The following is a 24,466-nucleotide window of genomic DNA, read 5'->3' as shown; positions in this document are numbered from 1 at the left end:
TAAGTAGGTCGGCGAAAGAATCTTGCATTTGTATATAATTTGGAAATACAAATATCTAGATTTTAATATTTCCCCACAACTTTTAGACTTGATCCCACATCACTTACATCCTTTTTAGCGCAATTAAAAATAGATATTATATTGGCTTCACTTCTAATTTAGAAGAACGTATTATTAGGCACAATCAAAAAAGCAAAGGTTTTACTGCCAACGTAAATGATTGGAAAGTTGTTTATATCGAAAAATACGAAACAAAAGAATTAGCTCAACAAAGAGAATTACAAATCAAATCTTGGAAAAGCAGGATTAAAATTCAGGAACTAATTTCAAAAAAAGATTAGTTCAGCTGACTCATAGCATTCCGATTCTATCGGAAGTGGTCGGGGGTTCGAACCCCTCATCGCCCACAAAAACTCCATTAGAAATAATGGAGTTTTTTTTTATATTTATTTCAGATTACCACCCTTGAGTCAATCCATTCTTCAGGACTTCTTCATATTTTTCTTTGTCGAAACTGTATAAATTTGGGGCTTTATGTGCAACATTACTTTTCTTTTCGTCAAGTTTTCTCAAAATACCTATCGCAGTAATCTTACGCAAAAAATTTCTACGGTCGAGTTTTCTGCCCAAAATAGTTTCATATAACTTTTGCAATTCCGGAATAGTAAATTTTTCAGGAAGTAAATTATATCCAACAGGCATAAGATTTAACTCCATACGAAGTGTCTCTAATGCTTTGTCTAAAATTTCCTTATGGTCCAAAACCAATTCCGGTACAATATTATGGTCTATCCACTCGACAATATCATTATTTCCCTCGGGCTGTGGAACCGTTTGTAAAAAATCGACTAAGGCATAATATCCTACCGTTACAAAACGACTAGCATACCATTTCCCTTCATCTAAAGGTATTCCATAAAATTCCAAAACTGTATTACTGACATCTACACTACACCTTTTAGCAGCTCCGAAGGTAGAAAACTGCCTTAAGAAAATCCCTCTCAATCCAGTCCTGCCGTGTAAAACTGTGACAGCGGCCTCATCAATATCTTCATCTACAGGCACAAAACCACCTGGCAAAGCCCATTTATCGCTGTACTTTGTTTTTATTAACAACACTTTAAGTTGATTGTCATGAAATCCGAAAATCACACAATCGATTGACAATCCTGGCTGGTAGGACTCCTTATTATCCAAAATATTTTTTAGCATGTGCTTATTTTCTATTCTTTAAAACATAAATTATTGTTGCGCAATTTAGTTCATTTTTATTAAGTAAATAAAGGAACATTAAATTTTGAAAAGTTATCCATCTTAATTTAATATACAAAATGACTAACTCAAAAAAATCCCAATAGACAAGTAAAAAAATCGAACAAAGAATAAGCTAAAAAAAATCATTAAGTAAAAAAACGTCAAATCTTAATTCAAATGCATTGTGAATCAAAAAAATATGTACATTGCGTCACTATAACGCAATTGAATTAAAAGCTTAAAATTATCCAAAACCAACAACTAAAGACTATGAAAAAAATTATTTTATTTCTAATTGGACTTACTTTGTCGTCACAATCGCATGCCCAAGATTTAGATTATCGTGCTAAAGCAAAAAAATTAGTGGCACAAATGACCTTAGAAGAAAAAGCTTCTTTGTGTTCCGGCGAAACAGCTTGGTCCACAAAAGCCATTTCCAGACTAGGAATTCCCTCCATTTTTATGACTGACGGACCCCATGGTTTACGTAAAGCAGAAGGTTTCGATTTTACCAATAGTGTTCCTTCTACTTGTTTTCCAACAGCATCTGCACTTGCTTCTTCTTGGAATCCAGCATTGGCACAAAAAATGGGTGAAGCCTTAGGAATTGAATCTCAAGCTAACGATGTTCAAATATTATTAGGACCCGGAGTAAATATGAAGCGTTCCCCTCTTGGAGGAAGAAACTTCGAATATTTTTCTGAAGATCCAGTTTTAGCCGGAAAAATGGCTGTTGGTTATATCAATGGCGTTCAGAGTCAAGGAGTAGGAACTTCCATGAAACACTTTGCAGCAAACAATCAGGAAGCAGAGCGTATGTCTAATAGCTCAAATGTTGATGAGCGCACTTTGAACGAGATCTACTTTCCCGCCTTTGAAATGGCCATAAAAGAAGCACAACCTTGGACCGTAATGTGCTCATACAATAAAGTTAACGGAACTTATGCTTCTGAAAATTCGTATTTATTGAATCAAATGCTTAAAGAAAAATGGGGCTTACAAGGTTTTGTAGTTTCTGATTGGGGAGCAGTAAACGAGAGAGCTTTAGGAGTTGATTCCGGTATGCATTTAGAAATGCCGGCTAGTGGTGGTTTCAATGATAAAAAAATTGTTGAAGCTGTAAAAAAAGGAACTTTGGCGGAAGCAAGATTAGATGAAATTGTAACCGATTTACTTACTATCACTTTAAAAGCAAAAGACAGCCACAAAAAAGGAATTATTGTGGACAAAATAAAACACCATGAATTAGCAAGGCAAGTAAGTAGCGAATGCATTGTTTTATTAAAGAATGAAAATGCGATTTTACCTTTAAAGTCAACTACAAAAAAGATAGCTATTGTTGGTGATTTTGCAAAAAATCCTCGTTACCAAGGAGCAGGTAGTTCACAAGTGCGCCCTACACAAATTGTAAACGCACTAGATGAATTACAAAAAATGGCAAAAGGAACTCAGTTTACCTTTTCAACAGGGTATAATACTGCTGGAGAAACAGACGATGCTAAAATAGCTGAAGCCGTTCAAAATGCAAAAAATTCAGAATTAGTGCTTGTTTTCGCTGGATTACCTGACAGTTATGAATCAGAAGGTTTTGACAGAAACAACATGGACTTGCCTGCGGGTCACAACAAATTGATTTCAGAAGTTGCAAAGGTGAACAAAAATATAGTTGTAGTGTTGATGAATGGCGCTGCTGTTTCTATGCCTTGGAAAAATGATGTTGCTGCAATCGTTGAAGCCTATCTTGGTGGTCAAGCCGGTGGTGGTGCAATTGCAGATGTATTAACTGGAAAAGTTAATCCATCAGGGAAATTATCTGAAACTTTTCCTGCCCGTTTAGAAGATACTCCAACTGCCATAGATTTCCCTTCCACAGATGGAAATGCGAATTATGGTGAAGGAGTTTTTATTGGATACCGTTATTATGACAAAAAGAAAATTGAGCCTAATTTCCCATTTGGATACGGTTTAAGCTATACTTCTTTTTCGTACTCTGATATTAAAGCAAACACTACTGTTGCCAAAGATTCGGATTTAATTACTATATCTGTAAAAGTAAAAAACACAGGGAAAATTGCTGGTAAAGAGGTGGTTCAACTGTATGTTCATGAGCAAGAAAGCGAAGTGTCAAGACCAGAAAACGAACTGAAACATTTTGAAAAAGTAGCACTTTCTGCTGGTGAAGAAAAAGTAGTTACATTCCAATTGACATCACGTGACTTTGCATATTTTAATTCAAAATCTCATGATTGGACAATAAAATCAGGAAAATTTGATATCCTTATCGGAAGTTCATCACGTGATTTGCCTTTAAAACAAACTTTAACTATCGAATCTACGAAAGTAGCCAAGATAGCTCTAACACGTGAATCATTATTTAAGGAAATTAAAAAATCACCAAAAGGTCAAGCCATTTACGACCAACTACTGCAGGGGTTTACTGGATCAACAAAAAAACCAGAAACAGAAGAAGAGAAAAAAGCAGCATCTTTTGTTGAAGCTATGTTGTCAGATATGCCAATAAACAAATTGATTTTATTATCAGGTGGAAAATTCACAGAAGAAAATATGAATGGTATTTTGCAAGCTGTCAACCAGAATTAAAAATTGTTATTAATTGTTGTTAAAAAAGTATTGAAAAAGAATTTAATTGGATATCGTCTATAGAGCACATCTAAATTAAATTCTCTCATGTAAAATCTATTTCTCTAGTTTAAATTTTTATTGGAATTTAATTAAGGAGCAGATATTGAGTCAATACTTTTTTTTATTTTAAACCAAGTCTGCAAAGAATTCAAAAGACCTAATACTTGCAAATACTCAAGTATCTTTAAAAAATCTAATCGGGTTTCTAATGAGTATTTAATAAACCAAAAATGCCATCATAGATGATTATGATGGCATTTCTATATAATTAAAATGTCTTGTTTAAAGAAAATCTAGAGTCCGTTCTAACGCCATTCCTCGAGATCCTTTAATTAAAATTGTAGCATTACTTAATTTCGTTTTTGAAAATTCATGTGAAAAACTTTCAAATGAATCAAAAAAACCAAAATTATTCTTGTGAATTTTATTTTCGTAAAAGGCAGCTCCTACAAAGTAACACGTTATATTATCTTCATGAGATAGCATGGCAACAATTGCATGATGCTCTTGTAAACTTTCATCGCCAAGCTCAAACATATCGCCTAAAATCATAACTTTATTTAGACTCTCTAATTGTAGAAAGTTTTCAATTGCTACTTTCATACTACTCGGATTTGCATTATAAGCATCCAAGATTATTTGGTTAGTTCCTTTAGTCAACAACTGTGATCTGTTGTTTTCAGGCACATAACTTTCTAAAGCTTCTTTTATAGCAAAATCATCAATTTTAAAATATTTTCCAATAGTAAGCGCCGCATTAATATTATTGGCATTATACAAGCCTATTAAATGAGATTGAATTACTGAATTTGAACAACTAATTTCTACAAAAGGATTTGCTTTAACTGAAGTGATATTTACATCCGCATACTCTTTATTTACGCCAAATGAATAAGAATTTAACATCTTTGACTTTTCGACTTGAATGACATCATCTAAGTTGATGAAAGCAAGTTTTTGACACGAAGAAAGGTATTTATACATTTCACTTTTACCTTCAATCACTCCTTCCACACCACCAAAACCTTCTAAATGTGCTTTACCAAAATTAGTGATATAACCATAATCTGGCGTTGCTAATTCACACAGAAATTCAATTTCCTTTTTGTGATTTGCTCCCATTTCAACTATTCCAATTTCTGTTTCTGAATTAAAAGAAAGTAATGTCAACGGAACTCCAATATGATTGTTTAGATTTCCTACGGTTGCTTTAGTATTGAATTTTTTAGAAAGAACCACATGAATCAGTTCTTTGGTTGTTGTTTTACCATTACTACCCGTAAGCGCGATTATAGGTAGTTTCAAATATTCACGATGAAATTTAGCCAGATTCTGCAATGCAATTAAACTGTCATGGACTAAGATGGTTCTGTGGTCAATAAAATAAGATTCGTCATCAATTATCACATAAGAAGCGCCTTTGTCTAGTGCCTCCTTAGCAAAAGTATTCGCATCAAAGCGCTCCCCTTTTATGGCGACAAATAAGGAATTTAACTCAATCTTGCGGGTATCTATCGAAACCGATTTACATTTTAAAAACAAACTATGAATGTAACTAATATCCATTTGAAACGATTTAAAAAAACAAAAGCCCTAATCAAAGGGCTTTTGTTTTTATTTTATACAAAATTTAATTTCTAGCTGATTTTTTCTTATCTGCTTTAGGCCCTACTCTAGACATTGCACATCTAAAACCGATGTAATCTGTAGCCATATCTTGAGGAAAATACCTTCTTTGTGCAGGATCTAACCAATAAGCTCTGTCTCTCCAAGAACCACCTTTGTATACTCTAACTTCATCATTTATTAAAGTTGTTCTCTTGCTTGATTTATCATATTTTCTAACCATTTTACCTAAACTATCTGTTGTTACATTGTGTTTAGGAGAGTTATACATGATTTTCTCATCTTTTTGTTTTTCAGTGTCAGATTCAGAAGATCCAAAGTTATAATATCTTGTAGATTGTTTATCACCATCTCTGTAATTTGTATTATCACTTTTGTCAAAATTTTGTCTCAAATACGTTTCTTTTTCATCAACTGGAACTTGAGCAATTTGACCAGGGAATTTTCTAGCAACAATTCGACCATTACTTAAAGTATCAAACTTCATGTTTTCCTTAGTAACAATTTCAACTTTACCATCTGCACCAATTTTGTTTTTAGTGTATTGATTTCCTCTGAAATAGTTAAAATCATTCGCTTCATTATCAATAATAGGTCTATAAACATCTTGTACCCATTCGGCAACATTTCCAGCCATATCATACAATCCAAAATCATTTGCAGGATATTTTTTTACCTCATTTGTGATATCTGCACCATCATCAGACCAACCTGCAATTCCACCGTAATCTCCATTACCTTGTTTGAAATTGGCTAACTGATCTCCTTTACTTTGTCTTTTACCTGAACGAGTGTAACCACCAGACCAAGGATATTTTTTCTGCCCTTTATAAATATTGTATTCTCTTTGTCCCACATCAGCCGCTGCCGCATACTCCCATTCTGCTTCTGTTGGCAATCTGTATTCAGGAAGTAGTATTCCAGAAGAACGTTGTGCATAAACATTTTTAGGCTCTATAACTTTACCGTCTTTTCCAGCTTTAGGAGCTTTTTTACCTCCATTTTTTCCTTTTAAAACAATTTCTTCATTTCCACCATAAGCCAAAGTAGGCGAATTCAAATACGTTTCAGTATCAAAATTACTGTCAGCAGTTACATCTAATGTTTTTGCATTCTTTTTAAGGTATCCATTTTTTTCTAAAAGCGCTTCATTTACACGTTGCGTTCTCCAGTTGCTAAATTCTACGGCTTGAATCCAATTTACCCCAACAACAGGATATTCTGCGTAAGATGGATGTCTTAAATAGTTGTTAGTCATCGTTTCATTGTATCCTAATCTATTTCTCCAAACTAATGTATCAGGTGAAGCTCCTTCGTATATGTTTTTATAAATTTCTTCAGTAGGTGGATAAACACTTTTTAACCAATCTAGATAATCTAAATACATTGAATTAGTAACCTCAGTCTCATCCATGTAAAAAGACTGTACATGTTGTTGTGTTGGAGTATTATTCCAATCATGCATTACATCATCATCTACTTTTCCCATAGTAAAAGTACCTCCTTCGACAAAAACCAAACCTGGACCTGCTTCTTGTTTTTTCTTGCTTGAGCCTTTTTTACTGTCCATATTCCATCCTGTTGCTCTTGAAGTGTTCTTTGAGCTGGATTTTTTGCTGCAACTGGAGAAACCCACTATCAACATAATTGATAATAACACCTGCAAGCCTATAATTCTGTTTGCTTTCATACTCTTAAATGGGTAATAAATTTAGTGACGCAATATAATAATTAACAATTAATCAGCATCTAACTTTTTTAATAAATTTACAAATCTAATTTTAACGCTAAATTATCTATTCAAAACGCAAATTTATAATATTTATTATTTACAATGACACGAAATGATTTATTTTTACTGATTAATAATAACTCCCTATAAATCACGTTAAATAAAACAATGAGAAAAATACTTTTGGCTATTTTAGCCCTAATTCCGTTAGTTTCTTCGTCGCAAAATATGGGGAACATTACCCTTGAATGGATTGAAAAAAAAGAAATGTTTTATGGTAATTTTAAAGTTATAATTCCTCAATTTACCGGAAACAGCTTTCATTACGATGCTTTTAACAAAACGATTCTCTTTACTTTAAATACAAAACAAAATGTTCTTTTTGACGAAGGCAAGGTTAAAATAACCAATGTTTTTTATGAATCTATGTCGCCTTCACAGCTTGGTGATTTATCCTTAGTAAACATCCCTAAAACATCAAATGCTAGTCTTATTGTTTCTAATTCAAGAGATATCAAAGAGGCATTTATTACCCTTTCTCCTATTATTAAAGATGACTTTGGATTCAAAAGAATCAAATCCTTTTCGTATGAAATTGAAAATAACAATTCTAAAACTTTACAATCAAGCAAAACTACCAACACCATTTTTAATTCGGTGTTAGCAAATGGTAATTGGCATCAATTTTACATTGAAAAATCCGGTGTATATAAAATCACTAAAACTTTTTTGCAACAATTAGGATTAGACGTAAATACATTAGACCCCCGAAAAATAAAAATTTATGGTAATGGCGGACGAATGCTTCCTTTATCAAATAGTACTTTTTATCCCAATGACTTGTCTGAAAATGCCATTCAAATTGTTGGAGAAGCAGACGGAGTATTTAACAACGACGACTACATTCTTTTCTATGGCGAAGGAGTCGATACTTGGAATCCAGAAAGTAGAACCTTTACTAATTTGTACGATACAAAATCCTATTATTACATTACTGTACAAGGTACCGATGGAAAAAGAATCACTCCTATGACCCAACCTTCAGGAAACCCTACTTTGACAGTAACCTCTTTTGACGATCATCAGCATCACGAAGAAGACCTTATTAATATAGCCCGATTGGGTCGACAATGGTTTGGCGAATCATTTGATATCAAAGATGAACAAGAATTCAATTTTACTTTCCCTAATATTGATACTACAACTCCAGTGAAACTGATGATTTCTGCTGCTTCAGCAGCATTTACTCCTACAACTTTTAGCGTATCTGCAAACGGAGAAGCAACCGGAACTATTTCCTTTCCAGCTTTAATCAACAATACCGAAACAGAATTTCATTTAGGTTCTTTACCTAATAATACCAATTTCAGCGGTACTGAAAACATAAAAATAAAACTAAAATACAACAACAACGGTGTTCCAGGTTCAAAAGGTTTTCTGGATAACATTAGGCTAATCGCCAAGCGAAAACTGCAAGGCTACGGAAAACAGTTTCATTTTCAATACGACCAGTCCGCTTCAAATCTTGGGATTGTAAATTACAGCATTTCAAACACTGTAACAGTACCTCAAGTCTGGGATGTTACTGATATTTTTAACGTTACTAAAATTGAAAACACAAATCAGAATACATTAAATTTTAAAGCAAACTTAGGAGAACTCAGAAAATATATCGCTTTAGAAGCTACAGATTATTACAGTCCTTTAAAAAGTCCTAAATCTAAAATTACTAATCAAAATTTAAAAGGAACCTTATTTAAAAACGGGCAAGGTCAATTTCAAGACATCGATTACGTGATTATAACACCCTCTTTTTTAGTAACTCAAGCTGAAAAATTAGCTGCTTTTCATCGCACCCAGTCAAATTTAAATGTAAAAGTAATCCCTTTGGAATCTATCTATCATGAGTTTTCATCTGGAAAACAAGATGTTGCTGCCATTAGAAACTGTATTAAGTATATCTATCAAAATGCATCTGTGCCAGAGAAAAGAGTAAAATTTGTTAATCTATTTGGTGACGCCTCTTATGATTTTAAAAATAGAATCTCAAACAATACCAATATTGTACCTATCTACCATGCCTTAAACAGCAACACAACAGGCGAATCATCCTTTGCCTCAGATGATTTTTTTGGCTTAATGGATAATAATGAAGGAAATGTTGTGTCGTTTTTTGGAGGAATTGATATTGCTGTAGGTAGGATGTTAGTTAATGATACTAGACAAGCTGACGAAATGGTAAATAAAGTAATAGAATATCACAATCAAAAATCATTCGGAAACTGGAGAAATAATTTCGTCTTGATTTCTGATGATTCAGATATATTGTCAGATGCTAGTTTACAAAACAGACAAAACAACCTAGCAGATAGAATTACTACTGAGAAACCATTTCTAAATGTGAGTAAAATTATTCTAGACTCTTATGTACAAGAAGCATCCGCAGGAGGTTCAAGGTATCCAAAAGCTAGAACAGACTTCTTCAATGCTTTCGAAAAAGGAGCTTTAGTATTTAATTATTTAGGGCATGGCGGTGAAGATGGATTATCAAGTGAACGCATTTGGGAAAAATCAGACGGACAAAACTTAAGCAATCAATATAAGTATCCTTTATTTATAACTATTACTTGTGAATTTTCCCGTTTTGACAATCCTTTAAGACCGACTGCAGGAGAATACACCTATTGGAACCCAAAAGGCGGCGCAATCGCAATGATTTCTACCATTCGTTCAATTGGGCAATTCAGTGCAGAAAATTTTAATGATTTGATGACAAAAAATTTATTATCGTATAATTCAAATCAATATACTTCAATTGCAGAAGCGCTGAGGATTTCAAAAAACAGCAATCCAAATTCAGCCACCAATGTTGTTTTTTACATCGGTGATCCAGCGTTAATGCTCGCTATACCCAAGCCAAAAATTAGATTAACTAAAGTAAATGATATTCCGGTTAACCAAAGTATTGACGACTTCAAATCATTAGCAAAAATAAAATTAACCGGAGAAGTTACAGACGAAAACAACAACCTGCTAACAAATTATAATGGAGAAGTCTCCACAACTATTTTTGACAAAACAGTCTCAAGAACAACTTACAATAATGACGGCAATAGTCCTCCTATTAATTTCAATGTTTTAGGCGAAACCATTTTCAGAGGTAACGCATCAATAACTAATGGACAATTTGAATTTAGCTTTGTTGTGCCCCGAGACATCAGGGTCCCATTAGCCAACGGAAGAATTAGTTTTTATTCTAAAAAAAATGAGTTGTTACAAAATGAAACCGGATACGATTCCACTATAAAAATAGGAGGGATAAATGAAAATGCTACAGCAGACAATATTAGTCCAAGAGTTAAGTTATATATGAATGACGAGACTTTTGTTTCTGGCGGAACAACTAATGAATCCCCATTTCTTGTTGCACTGCTTGAAGATGAAAACGGAATAAATACAGCAAGCGGAATAGGTCATGATATTGTTGCTATCCTTGATGGAGATGTAAGCAATCCGTATGTTCTAAATGATTATTATCAAACAAAATTAGATGATTTTACAAGTGGAAGACTTCGGTTTCCGCTACGCAATTTAGCCCCCGGATTACACACTATAACATTCAAAGCATGGGATGTTTACAACAATCCAACAACGACTGAAATTCAGTTTATTGTGGTCGGAGATGAAACAATAACATTGACACATGTGTTGAATTATCCAAATCCTTTCGTAAATTATACAGAATTTTGGTTTACACACAACAAACCATTTGAACCATTGGAAGTTCAGGTTCAAGTAATGACAATAACGGGAAAAGTGGTATGGACGAAAAATCAAATTATCACTACAGAAGGATTTTTATCAAAAGAAATAACTTGGGATGGCAAAGATGATTTTGGAGATAAAATAGGGAAAGGAGTTTATGTATATAAACTAACCGTCAAATCAAGTTTGACAAATAAGAAAACTGAAAAATTCGAAAAACTTGTAATACTTTAATAAAACATTATATTTGTTTAATAAAACTCTATACAATAATGAAAAAAATAACATTACTTTTTATCTTTTTATTTGTAATATTTTCTACAAAAGCACAAGATAGAGTTATAAACCCAGGGGTTCCTTTTTTATTAGTTGCTGCCGATGCTAGAGCTGCAGGTATGGCAGACGTTGGGGTTGCAACATCAGCTGATGCATTCTCACAACAATGGAATCCAGCAAAATATGCTTTTGCAACTGACCAAAAAGGGTTTTCTATAAGTTACACACCATACCTAACTGACCTTGTCAATGACATATCATTAGGACAATTAACTTATTATCAAAAACTAAACGAAAGAAGTGCATTTGCGGGAAGTCTTCGTTACTTTGGTTTAGGTGATATTGAATTACGTCAAACAGGCGATCCTAATGAGTCATTCCCTATTGTCTCTCCAAACGAGTTCGCTATAGACGGTTCCTATTCCTTAAAACTTAGCGAGAAATTCTCTATGGCTATTGCAGGACGATTTATCAACTCAAATTTAAAAGTAGCTTCTGATAATAACGACGCCACTTCTGCTAGTACATTTGCTGTTGATGTAGCTGGTTTTTACCAATCTGAAGAAATAGCGTACAACGAATTTAACGGAAGATGGAGAGCAGGATTTAATATCCAAAATTTAGGACCAAAAATTAGTTATGACAACGATGATTTTAACAACAACTTCATACCAGCCAATTTAAAAATAGGAACAGGTTTTGATTTCATTTTAGACGATTATAATAAAGTTGCTGTAAATGTTGAATTCAATAAATTATTAGTCCCAACTCCGCAAGATCCTGATTTAAATGGCGACGGAACAGTAACATCCGAAGAGCGCAATCAAAACAACGATAATTACCAATCTATCGGCTGGACATCTGGTGTTTTTCGATCATTTGGTGATGCGCCTGACGGATTTAGTGAAGAATTAAAAGAAGTTACGTATGCTGTAGGTGCCGAATATTTATATCAAGATTCCTTTGCCATGCGAATGGGATATTTTCACGAAAGTCCATTAAAAGGTGCTCGTCAATTTTTCTCACTTGGAGCAGGTTTCAAATACAATGTAGTCAAAGTAGATGTTTCGTATTTATTCTCAGCCTCAAAAGTAAAAAATCCTTTAGAAAACACATTGCGTTTTTCACTTACCTTCAATTTTGGAGATAAATATGACGAATATTAAATTTAAATAAATTCCACAAATAACAATCCAAATTTCAAGGTATGAAGTTTGGATTTTTTTTCCTTAAAAAAGCATGAAAGAAATAACAATTACAACTCAATTCAAAGTATTCGATTCAGTTCTAGATTTACCTAATGACATTCAGGAACTAATGACGCAAGCCGTAGAAGTCCGAAAAAACGCTTATGCACCCTATTCAAAATTCAGAGTTGGAGTAGCAATTCTTTTGGACAATGGTAAAATTGTCTTAGGTTCAAACCAAGAAAATGCTGCATATCCCTCCGGACTCTGTGCAGAACGTGTGGCTATTTTTTATGCAGGAGCAGTTTACCCAGAAGCAAAAATTTTAAAAATGGCAATTACAGCTGCGTCTGACTCAAATCAAACTACAGCTCCAATCCCACCATGCGGATCCTGTAGACAATCTATAGCAGAATATGAAATCAAACAGGAAATTCCTATCGAAATCTATTTTATGGGAGAAATTGGGGCAATTTACAAATCAGAATCTTTGAAAAATTTACTTCCATTTATGTTCGATAAAAAATTCTTGTAAAAAATCCAAAAATTGCCTATTAAATTTTAGTTCTTACTTGGAATGTCTTATTTTTGCATTTCGCAAATTTGTGGGAGGAAACTATTTTGCGTTATAGGTACAAATTGATAATACAATAACACTTTAGCAAAAGAAAAATCGAGATGAAAGAAGTTACAAAAGAGGTATATTTAAAGTGGTATGAAGACATGCTACTTTGGAGAAAGTTTGAGGACAAACTTGCAGCATTATATATCCAACAAAAAGTTAGAGGTTTTCTACATTTATACAATGGTCAAGAAGCAGTATTAGCAGGTGCATTGCACGCTATGGACTTGACAAAAGACAAAATGATTACTGCTTACAGAAATCACGTCCAACCAATAGGTATGGGAGTTGATCCTAGACGCGTGATGGCAGAACTTTTAGGAAAAGTTACAGGAACTTCAAAAGGTATGGGTGGATCTATGCACATCTTTTCAAAAGAACACCGTTTTTATGGCGGTCACGGAATTGTAGGAGGACAAATTCCTGTAGGTGCAGGTTTAGCTTTTGCTGACAAATATTTTGAAACCGGCGGTGTTACTATGACCTATTTTGGTGATGGAGCAGCGCGTCAAGGATCGTTACACGAAGCTTTTAATATGGCTATGTTATGGAAACTACCAGTTGTATTTATTGTTGAAAACAATGGATATGCAATGGGAACTTCTGTAGAAAGAACAGCCAATCATACTGATATCTGGAAATTAGGTTTAGGATATGAAATGCCTTGCGGACCAGTTGACGGAATGAACCCTGTAAAAGTTGCAGAAGCAATGACGGAAGCGATTGACAGAGCACGTCGTGGAGACGGACCAACATTCCTGGAAATGAAAACATATCGTTATAGAGGTCACTCTATGTCAGATGCGCAATTATACCGTTCTAAAGAAGAGGTTGAAGAATATAAAAAGATTGACCCTATCACTCAAGTTCTTGACGTGATTAAAGAAAACAATTATGCTACAACCGCAGAGATTGAAGCAATTGATCAAAGAGTAAAAGATTTAGTTGAAGAATGTGCCACATTTGCCGAAGAATCAGATTACCCACCTATACAACAACTTTATGATGTTGTTTATGAACAAGAAAATTATCCATTTATACCTCACAAACTATAATCAATTATGGCAACAATAATTACAATGCCTCGTTTGAGTGATACGATGACAGAGGGAACAGTCGCAACTTGGTTAAAAAAAGTAGGTGACAAAATAAATGAAGGTGAAATCCTCGCAGAAATTGAAACCGATAAAGCAACAATGGAATTTGAGTCTTTCAACGAAGGAACACTTTTACACATAGGAATCCCTGCTGGTGAAACTGCACCGGTGGACTCTTTATTAGCCATTATAGGAAAGGAAGGCGAAGACATTTCGGCATTGTTGTCAGGAAAACCAGCTGATGATGCACCAGTAAAAGAGGAAACGAAAGTTACTGAAGAAACTGTTGCAACACCTGAAGCTACCAAAGTCGCAGCATCAGCAACAACTTCACTTCCAAAAGGAGTTGTCGTGATCACCATGCCTCGTTTGAGCGACACAATGACTGAAGGAACTGTAGCAACTTGGTTAAAAAAAGTAGGTGATGCTGTTACAGAAGGTGACATTCTTGCTGAAATCGAAACTGATAAAGCTACAATGGAATTTGAATCTTTCAACGAAGGAACTTTATTATACGTAGGAATCGAAGAAGGAAATACTGCACCAGTTGATAGCCTTTTGGCAATCATTGGGCCTGCAGGAACTGATATTAGCGGAATTGCCGAAAACTATAAAACTGGTGGAGCGCCACTAGCAGCTCCTACAGTGGCAGAAGAAAAAGAAGTAGCTTCAACAGAAAAAGCTTCGGAACCAATCGTTCAAGAACCATCAACTGACGGTCAAAGAATTTTAGCATCACCCTTAGCAAAGAAAATTGCAAGTGACAAAGGGATTCAATTGACACAGGTAAAAGGTTCTGGTGAAAACGGACGTATTGTAAAAAGCGATGTCGAAAACTTTACACCAAAAACTGCAGCTGCTCCGGCACCAACAACTGAAACTGCATCAGCGAAAACAGAAACTGTAGCTGCTGCAAAACCATTTGTTCCGGCAGGAGAAGTTTTCACAGAAGAAATCAAGAATTCGCAAATGCGAAAAATCATTGCTAAGCGTTTAGCAGAGTCTTTATTCACAGCTCCACATTACAACTTAGTAATTGAGGTAACAATGGATGAAGCAATGAAATCTAGAGCTATCATCAACAGCGTTCCCGACACTAAAGTATCGTTTAACGATATGGTGATCAAAGCGTGTGCTATGGCTTTGAAAAAACATCCAAAAATAAATTCACAATGGAGAGAAGATTCAATTCTTATCAATCACCATGTAAATATTGGAGTTGCAGTAGCAGTTGAGGACGGATTAGTGGTTCCTGTATTGCGTTTCACAGATGCTATGAGTTTATCTCAAATTGGCGGAAACGTTAGAGATCTTGCAGGAAGAGCTAAAAACAAAAAATTATTACCTACAGAAATGGAAGAAAGTACTTTTACAGTTTCTAATCTTGGAATGTTTGGTATTACTGAATTCAATTCTATCATTAACCAACCAAATTCTGCAATCCTATCCGTAGGAGCAATTGTAGAAAAACCGGTAGTTAAAAATGGCCAAATTGTAGTAGGAAACACAATGATGTTATCTTTAGCTTGCGACCACAGAACAATTGATGGTGCAACTGGAGCTCAATTTTTACAAACATTGAAACAATTTATAGAAAACCCAGTTACGATGCTTGCGTAATAACTCGGATTTTAAAATACTAATCCCGTCTTGTTTATAAAACTTGACGGGATTTTTTTATTTATTCTTTTCCTCAATCCAACGCGACATGTATTTCGTGCTTTTTAAAGTATGGTGTTGCAACATGGAACCCATAAAATTATTCAATCGATGTTGTTTTAAATTAGAGCTTAAAAATTCTATTTTTTTTCTAAAATCACTCTCGAACAAACCTTTAGAATAGCGTTGATTAATAATTTCAAATCCATTTTGTTGGGCTTTAAGCCAAATAGTTTTGTCTTGATACAATTGTACTGCTCTATCCGCAAAAGTAGCTAAATCATCTGTAATAAAGCCATTCCAAGGCAAATCTCCGAACATAGATTCTGAACCAATAGTAGTAGTGACACTTGGCGTTCCACACTGCATTGCTTCTAATAATTTTCCTTTAATACCAGCACCAAAACGCAATGGAGCTAGAACCACTAGTGCTTCCTGAACTACTTCTTGAGCATCTATCGCTCGTCCCATGATCAAAAAACCTTCTTTCTTGTTGTGTAATTGTAGTACTTTTTGTGAAGGATAAGCGCCATAAACATTCAACACAGCTTCAGGTAAACGTTTTTTAATCAATGGCCAAATTGTATCTTTTAAGTATTGAACAGCATTCCAATTAGGCTCGTGAAGAAAATTCCCGATAAAAACAAAGTCTTTTCTTTCGTCAAAACAAAGAAGCTTCTCTATTTCGATATTGTCAATTGGTTCTAATAAAATAGGTAAATAAAATAACAAGGATTTATCTATCTTGAATACGGATTCTAAAAGTTCCATTTCAAATTCGGAAATCATCAAAGACAAATCACAACGTAAAATGCTGGCAATCTCACGTTTAGCAACCTCTTCATCAAATAAATCAGTTGTATTAAAGGAACGTTTTTCTTTGAAAGCATTCTGACGAGCTAACCTTAAACAATGCAAATCTTCAGTATCCAATAATCGTAACGCATTAGGACAATTTTCGGCAACACGCCAACCAAATTGTTCTTCCATCATAAAGCGATCAAACATAACCACATCCGGATTCAGTTCTTTTATGAAAACATCAAAACTAGAATTATTCAGTTCTATTGATTTTTTATCAACACCATTTTCAACTAAATCAACCATAAAATCACTGTCTTGCGCCGGACTGGCAAATGTAATGCTAAAACCTTGTGCTTTAAAAAGAGAAATCAACTGCATCATCCTTCCTCCTGCTGCAGACGAATTTGGTTCTGGCCAAACAAAACCGATAATTAAAAGCTTTTGAACTTGATTCATATTATTATAAAATTTCAACTGCAAAATAATGCTATTTTGACTTCAATCCAGTCATTTGTACTAAAATAGATTATAAAACACTAATTTTGTATCAAATAAATTTCATAGTCATGTTAGGATTAAAATTAGCCACTGACCCGCGCTGGGTAAATATAGTTGAATCGAATATTGAAGAAATATTGACGGATCATGCATGGTGTGAGCAGAAAGCAGCTTCAAATGCAATAAGTTTGGTTACTTACAATTCAGAATTAGAAGAATTAGTAACCGAAATGTTGATTATTGCTAAAGAGGAATTAGATCATTTGCAACTGGTTCATAATTTAATCAAAAGCAAAGGACTAACTTTAGGTAGAGAAAGGAAAGACCATTATGTAAATGAACTTTTTAAATTCATGAAAAAAGATGGCAGCCGAAAAGATGCTCTTTGTGACCGATTGCTGTTTTCTGCAATGATTGAAGCCAGAAGTTGTGAACGTTTTAAAGTTTTATCAGAAAACATAAAAGATGTTGAACTGGCTACTTTTTACAGAGACCTAATGATTTCTGAGGCAGGGCATTATACAACTTTTCTGGGATTTGCACGAAAATATGCTGACAATATAGATGTAGACAAACGATGGAAAGAATGGATAGAATTTGAAACTTCAATAATCACGAACTATGGCAAACAAGAAACAATCCACGGTTAGATAAATATAATTTCCCGTAAATCAAAAACAGGATGCCGATGGCATCCTGTTTTTGTTTATTATTTACACTAAGTGATTTATTTGACAATCATAAACTCAGAACGCCTATTTAATGCATATTCTAATTCTGTACATTTATCTTGACAATCAATTTTAGGCTCAGATTCTCCAAAACCTTTTCCTGAAATCCTATCTATATCAATTCCTTTTGAAATAATATATTCAACCGTTGACTTGGCTCTTCTTTCGGATAAATCCAAATTATATTCATCGGTTCCTCTAGAATCAGTGTGCGATTTAACATTAATCTTTAGGGCATTGTTTTGTGACATGACATATACTAATTTATCAAGTTCTGCCGCGCCTCGTTCTGTTATATCGCTTTTATTCGAATAAAAATAAATAGGATTTAAAAGAATTTCTGTTTCAGTAACGACAACATCAATTGGCTTAATTGCAGCTTCGATACTCATTTTACCTTGCATACTTGAGGCTGAAAATGATTTAGTAACAAAACCATCTTTGTATACATCAAGCATATAAGGCTTTTTACATTCTCCGTTATACAGAACTTCACCATTAGCGCCAGTCATTTGGGTCTCTAAAACAATCCCTGTGACATCCTTGATTACAACTTTAGAATTACCAACTAAATCACCAGTCTTAGCATTTTTTACTACAATTAAAATTTGAGCATAACAGATAGGACTCGCACTATAAATATGATCTTTTCCAGAACGATTACTGGATAAATATCCAATATTTTTCTCTGTATTGAAAGTAAAAGCAAAATCATCTTTCTCCGAGTTTACTGGCTTACCAAGATTATATGGCTCTTCATCTTTATTTAAGTCCACAGAAAAAACGTCTAAACTTCCAAAGCCCGTCAGTCCATTTGAAGAAAAATACAAAATGGAATCATCTGTTACAAAAGGAAAATTCTCATCTCCAACTGTATTAATTTTTGTACCTAAATTTTCAGGTGTTCCAAATGTTCCATCATTATTAACCGTTACTTTCCAAATATCAGTTCCTCCCACAGAACCGGGCATATTAGATGCAAAATAAAGAACTTTCCCATCTTTGTCTATCGAAGGATTACCCGCAGAATAACTTTTACTGTTGAAAGGCAAAGGCATAATATTACTCCATTTTCCATTATCTTTAACTGATTTATAAAGATTCACTTGACCATACTTCAGTTTGTGCATTTTATCTTTCTCGAATAATTTATCCTTGAAACTTTCACTTGAAAAATAAACAACATTACCGTCTTTGGTCATTGTTAGAGGACCTTCATGAAAATTACTATTTAATTCATTAACAGGAATTGGCTCTGAATAACTTCCATCAGCATTATAAGTAGACTGGTAAAGATCCAAATACGGTTCATTATTCCAACCATAAATTTTGTTGCTTTCGTTTCTTCCACTTGCAAAATAAAGGACATCGCCATAAAGATTTGCACCAAAATCTGATCTTTCCGAGTTAACTGAAATTTTATCTACTGTAAAAAGTTTTTCTTTATTTAATAGTTCAGAAAGATAATTTGGATTTTTATTGAACTGTTTAGCTCTATTGTCGTCTGGCGCCATAGCTGAAAACACTTTCATTTGGGTGTTTGACTCCATGTATTTCCCGTTAGACTTCAACATTTGAGCGTATCTATAATACGTTTCAGCATCTTGTTTTGTTAGTACAGCTTTGGCGTACCATTTTTCAGCTTCAATTGTATTGTTGATATAATAATAACTATCTCCAAGTTGTTTAGTCACATAAGCATCTGTATTTCCTTTTTCAACTAAGGCTGTATATCCTTGAACAGCTTCAACATAATTGTAGCTTTCAAATAATTTATCTGCGTTTTTAGTCTCTTTATTTTGTGCGCAAAGTGAGAAACCAGCCAGCACAAAAAACAATATAAGTGTATTTTTTTTCATTAATTATAAAAATTAAATATTAGAAAAATCTAGGGGAACGTGATACTTTTTTCGATTCAAATAAATCATATAATAATATGAATTCATGTGAGGATGGGGAAGTTACCTTCAAATCTGAAATAATACGATCATAAGCATACCCTATTCTTAATTCAGGTGTAACTGCAAAATTGACCATTCCCCCAAAACTATCTTCCAATCTATAGGTTGCACCAATCTCAAATTTTTCTTGATATAAAAAATTAGCAGAAACATCTAAAGAGGGAGACACATTAAATGCCGATTTTAACATTAATGAAGGCTTGAATTTCAATTCATAATTAACATCAAAAACATAACCAGCTGTTAAAAAATAGTGAGACACATCTGAACCGTATTCACGACCATTAAAATCTAAATGCGCAGATTTAATCATATTTGGTATCGAAAATGATACATAGTATTTGTCTGTGTAATAAAACAATCCTGACCCTAAATTAAATGATGTATCATTAATATCTTCTCCAAAAATTCCTTCATTAGGATCTGGCAAACTCGATTGAATATCCCTAAGTCCTACCTTATGAAAAGAGACTCCAGCTTTTAAACCAAATGCCAATCTTTGTGTGTCACCTAATTTCAAAGTATAAGAGAAGTCTCCAAATACATTTTGTTCTGTTACTGGTCCAATTTTATCTGATATAAATGAAAGACCTACACCAACATTCTTGCCCGCAGGAGTATGACCTGCAAAAGTTATTGTAGATGGAGAATCTTCAATATTTACCCATTGTTTTCTATACAAAAGTCCAAAAGAAATACTTTCTTTAGAGCCCGCATAGGCTGGATTAATAACATTCATATTATACATATACTGAGTATAATGTGGGTCTTGTTGCGCTTTTACATCCATATATGCAATAAGAATTAAAAGAGACATCAATATTTTTTTGTTCATATCTATTTATTTTTCGGTTTATTCGTCTATTTAAAATTTACAGACTAATAAATATTAATTACTGTTTTTCTCTGATTAAATAAATCCAACCTGTTTTTGGTTCACCCGTATTGAATTCTATTACATAATAATAGGTAGCACTAGGAAGATCCTCACCTTTGTTAGACTGGCCTTTCCATTGGTCTGTGTAATCCGACTGACTGTAAACTTTTATACCATATCTATTAAATATTTCCAATTTTTTGACATTCATCAATCTTAAATCAAAGAAGTCATTTGAACCATTACCATCAGGAGAAATTCCTTTTTGGATATTACAATAAGCAGACTCAATTACTACATCATTTGATGTTTCACAACCTGTATTTGTAGAAGTTACAGTTAGAGTATATGTCACTGGAAATACTAATTGTCCGCTTGGAGTTGATGCTATTACATCAGTTACATTTAACACATTTGAATTAGTACCAATAGGAGCTCCTGTATTATCCCTCCATTGATAAGACACATTATTAGGGTCATATGATCCTGATAATGGATTAGCTGTTAATATATATTCTTTATTTTCACAATCCCCTTTGGTTTCAAATTGAATTTGTGGAGGAATAGCATTAATAGTTACATCAGAACCTAAAGTTATACATGCAATACTATTTGTAAATCGTACGCTAATTATATATTTTCCAGGAGCAAGGTTATTAAAGACATTACTATCTTGATAGCCATTACCAATACTGTACTGAACGTTTGGTTGTGTACTTATTGTGATACTTCCTGAAGGAACCAAACAAGTTGGCTGTACAACTTGTATCAGAGTTGGAGTTGATGGCAATAAAGGAAGCGGATTAACAGTAACACTCGATATACTTTGTACGGAACATGTATTGTCAGCAATATTTCTTACATACAATACATAATTATTAGGAGCTAATCCAGAAAATGTATTTGAAGCTTGATAGGTTGTTCCATTCAAACTATATTCTACTCCTGTTTGTGAGGTTATCACAATTGTTCCAGATGGTGTTCCACAAGTTGGCTGAATTACACTTGACATATTTGGAGTTGTTGGAGGAGTTGGAATCGCATTAATAGTTACTGTTGATGCTGATGAATTCAAACAGCTATTATCAGCGGCACTCCTAACATACAATGTGTAATTACCCGGAACTAATCCAGTAAAGGTATTTGAACCTTGGTAGCTTGTTCCATTCAAACTATATTCTACTCCTGTTTGTGCGGTTATTTCTATACTGCCCGATTGTACAGCACATGTTGGCTGAACAGTTCTAAATGCTGTTGGTAAAAGAACTACTTGTGTAGGATTAATTGTTGTTGTCAATGCGGAAGAAGTCACACAAGTAGTATCAGCTGTATTTCTTACATACAATGTATAATTACCCGGAGCTAATCCAGTAAAGGTATTTGAACCTTGGTAGCTTGTTCCATTCAAACTATATTCTACTCCTGTTTGTGCTGTTATTACAATTGTTCCAGATGGTGTACCACAAGTTGGCTGAACAACACTTGCTGTTGTTGGAACTACCGGAGGGGTAGGAACTGCATTTATTGTTGTTGTAGAACCTGATGGAGTCACACAAGTAGTGTCAGCTGTATTTCTTACATACAATGTATAATTACCCGGAGCTAATCCAGTAAAGGTATTTGAACCTTGGTAGCTTGTTCCATTCAAACTATATTCTACTCCTGTTTGTGCTGTTATTACAATTGTTCCAGATGGTGTACCACAAGTTGGCTGAACAACACTTGCTGTTGTTGGAACTACCGGAGGGGTAGGAATTGCATTTATAATAGCTGGTGTATCAGATGAAAGTACACAACTATTATCTATTTTATTTCTAACATATAAAGTATAGCTGCCAGGATTTAATCCTGAAAAACTATTGGAATCTTGATAAAGAGTACCATTTATACTATACTCGACTCCTGGCTGTGTTGTAATAACAATAGTCCCAGTTTGTAAAGCACAAGTTGGTTGTGTAATACTAGATGAAGTAGGAATTGAAATAAAATTCATTGTTATATTAGCCTCAGAATAACAAGGGGTTAAAGCCGCTGAAGCTACAACAACAGGATTTGGATCTTTAATATTATAATCTATCGGACCAATGCCATAATCTAAATTACTACTTATTTCAGGACTCAAAAAAGAATTCGTAACTGATTGACTACCATCATCATTGACATTCATAGTAAAAGCAAAAAACTTAATATCTCCCGTTGTAAAACCAATAAGAGATTTTAAAACTTCTACTTCAAAACCAAGAATATAATCATTAATCCCACTATTATTTTTATTAACTCCCATTACAGCTGAAGGAGATCCTGTAACAGCACTTCCCAAGAAGGTTTTAACAGAAGCGCCTGTTCTTAATTCAATAATATTCGCATAATAATTTGTTTCTGCTGCATCTGTAGAGATTACTAAACAATAATCAGCTTGAAAATAAGAATCAAAAGTACTTGGGTTATTATTAAAAATATTAAAGCCTTTTATAAATGGATCCAAATCTGCTACATCTCCATAATTTGAAATATTAAAACCACCTGATTTAGAATCAAGAAATAATAAAATACTTCTATTATTTAAAATTTTACCTGAAATACCTAAAACTACCTTGTCCTCTTGAGCACTTATTTTTAACGAATTTACATATCCAGAAGAGGCATTTGTTGATAATGGTGCAGAAAGAACGTTATCTTCTAAAGCTCCCGTACCCCATGAAGTGTCAGTAATAGATCCGTCCATAGTAACTGCATACCTAGTTCTAACTCTAACAACTTGACCATCAGCCAAAGTGTTAGTTGTAAAGACTCTATTCGTTGACATTCCTTGCATTACTACACCATCAACAGAAAATTCGAACAAATCAGCCCCACCAGAAGCAGTAAAAGTAACTGGCGTACCAAAACATAATGGACTTGTAGCGTTATTTGGTGGCGACGCAGTCAAAGTAACTGCTGTAGGAACTACATAAATCGAAGCCACAACAGGAACACGTGTACTAATATCACTGCCTATTCTACTGCGTACGTAATAAGTCCTAGTTGTATTAATACTTGGACTGTAAATAGTTCCAGTATATATAGGAGTTACTGATGTTTGAGAAGAAAACCATTCAATAGTTTCAGAACCTGATGAGCCAAATGCAGAAACATTAACCTGCACCAAATTAACACCATCACCACAAGAACTACCTGCAGTTGTAGACGGAGGAGGTAATACAGCCTTAGTTTTTGAAATCCTAGATGGCCTTTTATTTTTTTTTATAGTATCAGGAGAATTTCCTTTTAAAGATAACTCAACATTCGCATCATATAATTTCTCAAGCTTATCAAGATTTTTCGAACTTAATGTTAAACAAAATAATAAATTAAATAATAAAAATAATAGTAATTTTTTCTTCATAAACTGATTTTTGTAGTTGATATCTAACAGTAAAATTTATTGATTTATAAAAGTATTCTTTTATTTCCAATGAACAAATCAAATTTTTGTAAATATTTAACAATTTTTAAAATAACATATAAATATATACAAGAATCCTAATACTTCAACCCGATTAATGACTAGAAAACAAGGGAAAGAATCCTATTTATTATAGCAACAAGTCAGATATTGTAAAAACAAAAAAATCCTCATCAAATGAATGATGAGGATTCTTCAAAGAAAGGCGACGACATACTCTCCCACATAACTGCAGTACCATCTGCGCAGGCGGGCTTAACTACTCTGTTCGGGATGGGAAGAGGTGAGC

Annotated in this window: 15 protein-coding genes, 1 tRNA gene and 1 rRNA gene; 9 read left to right on the top strand and 8 right to left on the bottom strand. The window is 33.8% G+C overall.

The annotated features are described in order from the left end of the window. Positions 1 to 98 precede the first annotated feature (98 nt). Positions 99 to 341, top strand: coding sequence for a GIY-YIG nuclease family protein (locus DFR66_RS14195; protein ID WP_114755330.1), 243 nt, complete (start codon positions 99 to 101; stop codon positions 339 to 341). Continuing rightward, a tRNA-Arg gene (locus DFR66_RS13370) sits at positions 336 to 407 on the top strand. Before DFR66_RS14195 ends, DFR66_RS13370 begins: the two co-directional genes overlap by 6 nt. Before the next feature lie 49 nt (positions 408 to 456). Here the strand turns inward: DFR66_RS13370 and DFR66_RS13365 are convergent. Next, positions 457 to 1,212 carry an NUDIX hydrolase gene (locus tag DFR66_RS13365; RefSeq protein WP_114755328.1) on the bottom strand — a complete coding sequence of 252 codons (756 nt, stop codon included), beginning with the start codon at positions 1,210 to 1,212 and terminating at the stop codon, positions 457 to 459. 312 nt (positions 1,213 to 1,524) lie between these two features. Here DFR66_RS13365 and DFR66_RS13360 point away from each other — a divergent pair, with 312 nt between their 5' ends. Beyond that, positions 1,525 to 3,855, top strand: a complete 2,331-nt coding sequence (locus DFR66_RS13360) for a glycoside hydrolase family 3 C-terminal domain-containing protein (protein WP_199755522.1) — start codon at positions 1,525 to 1,527, stop codon at positions 3,853 to 3,855. Between the two features lie 324 nt (positions 3,856 to 4,179). Here DFR66_RS13360 and DFR66_RS13355 read toward each other — a convergent pair whose 3' ends face one another. Together DFR66_RS13355 and gldJ are read right to left on the bottom strand one after the other, a co-directional pair. Further along, positions 4,180 to 5,463 carry a UDP-N-acetylmuramoyl-tripeptide--D-alanyl-D-alanine ligase gene (locus tag DFR66_RS13355; protein WP_114755327.1) on the bottom strand — a complete coding sequence of 428 codons (1,284 nt, stop codon included), beginning with the start codon at positions 5,461 to 5,463 and terminating at the stop codon, positions 4,180 to 4,182. A 64-nt stretch (positions 5,464 to 5,527) separates the two neighbouring features. Further along, a complete protein-coding gene (gldJ, locus tag DFR66_RS13350) occupies positions 5,528 to 7,213 on the bottom strand; it encodes a gliding motility lipoprotein GldJ (protein WP_114755326.1) in 1,686 nt (561 codons plus the stop codon). Between the two features lie 210 nt (positions 7,214 to 7,423). On the opposite strand from gldJ, the gene porU reads away from it, so the two are divergent. The 5 genes from porU to DFR66_RS13325 all read left to right on the top strand — a co-directional run bounded on the left by porU (position 7,424) and on the right by DFR66_RS13325 (position 15,822). Further along, the gene (gene porU, locus DFR66_RS13345; RefSeq protein ID WP_114755325.1) at positions 7,424 to 11,254 is read left to right on the top strand and encodes a type IX secretion system sortase PorU; all 3,831 of its coding nucleotides are present in this window, start codon (positions 7,424 to 7,426) and stop codon (positions 11,252 to 11,254) included. Between the two features lie 38 nt (positions 11,255 to 11,292). Next, on the top strand, positions 11,293 to 12,462 hold the full coding sequence (gene porV, locus DFR66_RS13340) for a type IX secretion system outer membrane channel protein PorV (RefSeq protein WP_114755324.1): 1,170 nt from the start codon (positions 11,293 to 11,295) through the stop codon (positions 12,460 to 12,462). A gap of 73 nt (positions 12,463 to 12,535) precedes the next feature. After that, positions 12,536 to 13,018, top strand: coding sequence for a cytidine deaminase (gene cdd / locus DFR66_RS13335; protein WP_114755323.1), 483 nt, complete (start codon positions 12,536 to 12,538; stop codon positions 13,016 to 13,018). Positions 13,019 to 13,161: 143 nt separating this feature from the next. Next, positions 13,162 to 14,160, top strand: a complete 999-nt coding sequence (gene pdhA / locus DFR66_RS13330; RefSeq protein ID WP_114755322.1) for a pyruvate dehydrogenase (acetyl-transferring) E1 component subunit alpha — start codon at positions 13,162 to 13,164, stop codon at positions 14,158 to 14,160. Positions 14,161 to 14,166: 6 nt separating this feature from the next. Next, positions 14,167 to 15,822, top strand: coding sequence for a pyruvate dehydrogenase complex dihydrolipoamide acetyltransferase (locus DFR66_RS13325; RefSeq protein WP_114755321.1), 1,656 nt, complete (start codon positions 14,167 to 14,169; stop codon positions 15,820 to 15,822). A 57-nt stretch (positions 15,823 to 15,879) separates the two neighbouring features. Here the strand turns inward: DFR66_RS13325 and DFR66_RS13320 are convergent, their stop codons facing one another. Beyond that, positions 15,880 to 17,121 carry a glycosyltransferase family 4 protein gene (locus DFR66_RS13320; RefSeq protein WP_114755320.1) on the bottom strand — a complete coding sequence of 414 codons (1,242 nt, stop codon included), beginning with the start codon at positions 17,119 to 17,121 and terminating at the stop codon, positions 15,880 to 15,882. 110 nt (positions 17,122 to 17,231) lie between these two features. Between DFR66_RS13320 and miaE the strand changes: the two genes are divergently transcribed. Then, entirely contained in the window at positions 17,232 to 17,813 is a 582-nt protein-coding gene (miaE, locus tag DFR66_RS13315) for a tRNA-(ms[2]io[6]A)-hydroxylase (RefSeq protein ID WP_099713544.1), read from the top strand. 77 nt (positions 17,814 to 17,890) lie between these two features. Here miaE and DFR66_RS13310 read toward each other — a convergent pair whose 3' ends face one another. From DFR66_RS13310 to rrf, 4 genes are all read right to left on the bottom strand, one after another. Beyond that, positions 17,891 to 19,753, bottom strand: a complete 1,863-nt coding sequence (locus tag DFR66_RS13310) for an OmpA family protein (RefSeq protein WP_114755319.1) — start codon at positions 19,751 to 19,753, stop codon at positions 17,891 to 17,893. Between the two features lie 19 nt (positions 19,754 to 19,772). Next, positions 19,773 to 20,690, bottom strand: a complete 918-nt coding sequence (locus tag DFR66_RS13305) for a PorP/SprF family type IX secretion system membrane protein (protein WP_114755318.1) — start codon at positions 20,688 to 20,690, stop codon at positions 19,773 to 19,775. A gap of 58 nt (positions 20,691 to 20,748) precedes the next feature. Further along, positions 20,749 to 24,117 (bottom strand): gliding motility-associated C-terminal domain-containing protein, encoded by a 3,369-nt coding sequence (locus DFR66_RS13300; RefSeq protein WP_114755317.1) that lies wholly within the window; start codon positions 24,115 to 24,117, stop codon positions 20,749 to 20,751. Between the two features lie 260 nt (positions 24,118 to 24,377). Beyond that, positions 24,378 to 24,466 (bottom strand): 5S ribosomal RNA (gene rrf / locus DFR66_RS13295); the annotation flags it as partial.

Source organism: Flavobacterium glaciei (genome assembly GCF_003350545.1).
GTDB classification, from domain to species: Bacteria; Bacteroidota; Bacteroidia; order Flavobacteriales; family Flavobacteriaceae; genus Flavobacterium; species Flavobacterium glaciei.
This window is presented reverse-complemented; position numbering and strand designations above follow the sequence as displayed.